Origin of the sequence: Meiothermus hypogaeus, from assembly GCF_003574035.1 — a bacterium.
GTDB classification, from domain to species: Bacteria; Deinococcota; Deinococci; order Deinococcales; family Thermaceae; genus Meiothermus; species Meiothermus hypogaeus.
In genome coordinates this window covers 1-3385 of record NZ_QWKY01000143.1, presented here as the reverse complement: position 1 = coordinate 3385, position 3385 = coordinate 1, and the positions used below count along the sequence as shown (strand labels likewise).

General features: G+C 55.5%; 1 tRNA gene and 2 rRNA genes. All 3 read left to right on the top strand.

From position 1 onward, the window contains the following. Positions 1-166: 166 nt before the first annotated feature. The 3 genes from Mhypo_RS17405 (at position 167) to Mhypo_RS17395 (ending at position 3337) form a co-directional block, all read left to right on the top strand. Positions 167-3056, top strand: a 23S ribosomal RNA gene (locus Mhypo_RS17405). A 78-nt stretch (positions 3057-3134) separates the two neighbouring features. Further along, positions 3135-3251 (top strand): 5S ribosomal RNA (gene rrf, locus Mhypo_RS17400). 10 nt (positions 3252-3261) lie between these two features. Beyond that, a tRNA-Gly gene (locus tag Mhypo_RS17395) sits at positions 3262-3337 on the top strand. Positions 3338-3385 lie beyond the last annotated feature (48 nt).

The following is a 3385-nucleotide window of genomic DNA, read 5'->3' as shown; positions in this document are numbered from 1 at the left end:
TCGTTGCGCCCCAATACGAAGGCTGGCGCGAGGATCATGACAAAGGGGTAGTAGATAAGGGAAGGAAGTCCATCCTGGACGTTATCTATTGTGCGAGCGATAGAGGGGATTCAGGGTGGGTGTGAATAGACCTAATCTCTGGGGGTGACTCTAGAGAGGGAATAAAGGTCAAGATAGAACGGGCACACGGTGGATGCCCTGGCACCTAAGCCGATGAAGGACGTGATTACCTGCGAAAAGCCCGGTGGAGCTGGTAGTAAGCTTTGATACCGGGATATCCGAATGGGGGAACCCGGCCTGTGGGAACACAGGTCACTCACGCGAGTGAGGGGGAACCTGGGGAACTGAAACATCTAAGTACCCAGAGGAGAAGAAAGAGAGTTCGATTCTCTGAGTAGCGGCGAGCGAAAGGGGAGAAGCCTAAACTGCTGAGCGTGCTCAGTGGGGTTGTGGGGCTGGCGATATCGAAGCGGAAGTTTAGTCGAAGGGTTTTGGGAAAGCCCACCATAGAAGGTGAAAGTCCTGTAGACGAAAGGCGGAAGCTAGTAGCCAGTACCCGAGTAGCCTGTGGTTCGTGGAGCTATGGGTGAATCTGCGCGGCCCACCGCGTAAGGCTAAATACTCTAGGTGACCGATAGTGGACCAGTACCGTGAGGGAAAGGTGAAAAGAACCCCGGGAGGGGAGTGAAATAGAACCTGAAACCGTGTGCTCACAAGCAATCAAAGGACTATACAGGTCTTTTGGTGTGCCTATTGAAGCATGAGCTGGCGACTTACGGTAGCGGGCGAGCTTAAGCCGAGAGGTGGAGGCGTAGCGAAAGCGAGTCCGAATAGGGCGCATAGTTCGTTGCCGTAGACTCGAAACCCAGAGAGCTAGCCCTGACCAGGCTGAAGCGCGGGTGACACTGCGTGGAGGGCCGAACCAGTTGGAGATGCAAATCCTTTGGATGAGTTGGGGTTAGGAGTGAAAAGCTAACCGATCTGGGAGATAGCTAGTTCTCCTCGAAATGACTTTAGGGTCAGCCTCGGATGCTTATTTGGGCCTGTAAAGCACTGATAGGGCTAGGGGGCCTACCAGCCTACCAAACCCTTTCAAACTCTGAAGGGTCCAAAATGGAGTCCGGGAGTGAGGGCACGAGTGCTAACATCCGTGTCCAAGCGCTGGAACAACAGAGATCGCCGAATAAGGTCCCCAAGTACAGGTTAAGTGGATAAAGATGTGGGGTTGCCCAGACAGCTAGGAGGTTGGCTTAGAAGCAGCCATCCTTTAAAGAGTGCGTAATAGCTCACTAGTCGAGTGACCCTGCGCTGAAAATGATCGGGGCTTAAACCTGTCACCGAATTCGCGGGCTGCAGTGATGCAGCGGTAGAGGAGCGTTCCCTATGCCGAGGAAGCCATACCGTGAGGAGTGGTGGAGGTACGGGAAGTGCGAATGCCAGCATGAGTAACGATAAAAGGGGTGAGAATCCCCTTCGCCGTAAACCCAAGGTTTCCTACGCGATGGTCGTCATCGTAGGGTTAGGCGGGGCCTAAGGATAAGCCGAGAGGCGAGGCCGACGGACAACTGGTTAATATTCCAGTCCTACTACGCAGTGCGATGGGGGGACGCTTTAGGCTAAGCGAACCGGAGCCATGGATGAGCCCGGACAGAAACCCAAAGGGGGCTATAGGCAAATCCGTAGCCCAATACCGGTGGGTGGTGTGGAAGCCGCAAGGTGACAACTCGCCGAAGCCAGGGAGCCGAGAAAAGCCTCTAAGCATAACTGCGCAGTACCCGTACCGTAAACCGACACAGGTGGGTGGGTGTAAATGCACCAAGGCGCGCGGGAGAACCCTCGCTAAGGAACTTTGCAATCTAGCCCCGTAACTTCGGGAGAAGGGGTGCTTCTTGTGGTGCCGTTCGCGGTGCTACGGGAAGCCGCAGTGAATAGACTCTGGCGACTGTTTACCAAAAACTCAGCTCTGTGCGAACACGTAAGTGGAAGTATACGGAGCGACGCTTGCCCGGTGCTGGAAGGTCAAGGGGAGGGGTGCAAGCCCTGATCCGAAGCCCCAGTGAACGGCGGCCGTAACTATAACGGTCCTAAGGTAGCGAAATTCCTTGTCGGGTAAGTTCCGACCTGCACGAAAAGCGTAACGATCAGAGTGCTGTCTCAGCGAGGGACCCGGTGAAATTGAACTGGCTGTGAAGATGCAGCCTACTCGTGGCAGGACGAAAAGACCCCATGGAGCTTTACTGTAGTCTGGCATTGAGATTCGGCCGTTTCTGCGCAGGATAGGTGGGAGCCTGTGAAACCGGGGCTTTGGTTTCGGTGGAGGCGACGGTGAGATACCACCCTGAGACGTCTGGATTTCTAACCGAAGCGCTTTGCGCCGGGACAGTGTTTGATGGGCAGTTTGACTGGGGCGGTCGCCTCCTAAAAGGTAACGGAGGCGCCCAAAGGTTCCCTCAGGTGGGACGGAAACCCACCAGTGAGCGCAAGGGTAGAAGGGAGCCTGACTGTGAGGCGAGCAGGCCGAGCAGGCGCGAAAGCGGGGCCTAGTGAACCTGTGGTTCTGTGTGGAAGGGCCATAGATCAACGGATAAAAGTTACCCTGGGGATAACAGGCTGATGATTCCCGAGCGTCCATAGCGGCGGAATCGTTTGGCACCTCGATGTCGGCTCGTCACATCCTGGGGCTGAAGAAGGTCCCAAGGGTTGGGCTGTTCGCCCATTAAAGTGGCACGCGAGCTGGGTTCAGAACGTCGTGAGACAGTTCGGTCTCTATCCGTCACGAGCGCAAGAAGGTTGAGGGGGGCTGCTCCTAGTACGAGAGGACCGGAGTGGACGTACCGCTGGTTTTCCTGCTGTTCTTCCAAGGGCATATGCAGGGTAGCCAAGTACGGGAGAGATAACCGCTGAAAGCATCTAAGCGGGAAACTTGCCTCAAGATGAGCCTTCTCACGGAGTCAATCCGGTAAGGACCCCGGTAGAATACCGGGTGAATCGGCGGGAGGTGTACGTGGGGTGACCCATTGAGCCGACCCGTGCGAATCGTCCGAGGTCTTGACCTTTATGCACTGATACCCGTACCTCCTTTCCTTGCTGCTACCCCTTCTTGGTCCAACTTTGAAAAGTAAAACATTGGAAACCTCTGTGCTCATAGCGGCATGGTCCCACCCGTTCCCATTCCGAACACGGCAGTGAAACGTGCCTGCGCCGATGGTACTTGGCTCGAAGGGGCCTGGGAGAGTAGGGCAGTGCAGAGGTTTTATTTTTGCGGGAATAGCTCAGTTGGTAGAGCACAACCTTGCCAAGGTTGGGGTCGCGAGTTCGAGTCTCGTTTCCCGCTCCACACCAGCTTACCTTCCCCCCACCTACCTTGAGGTGGGGGGTTTTGGTT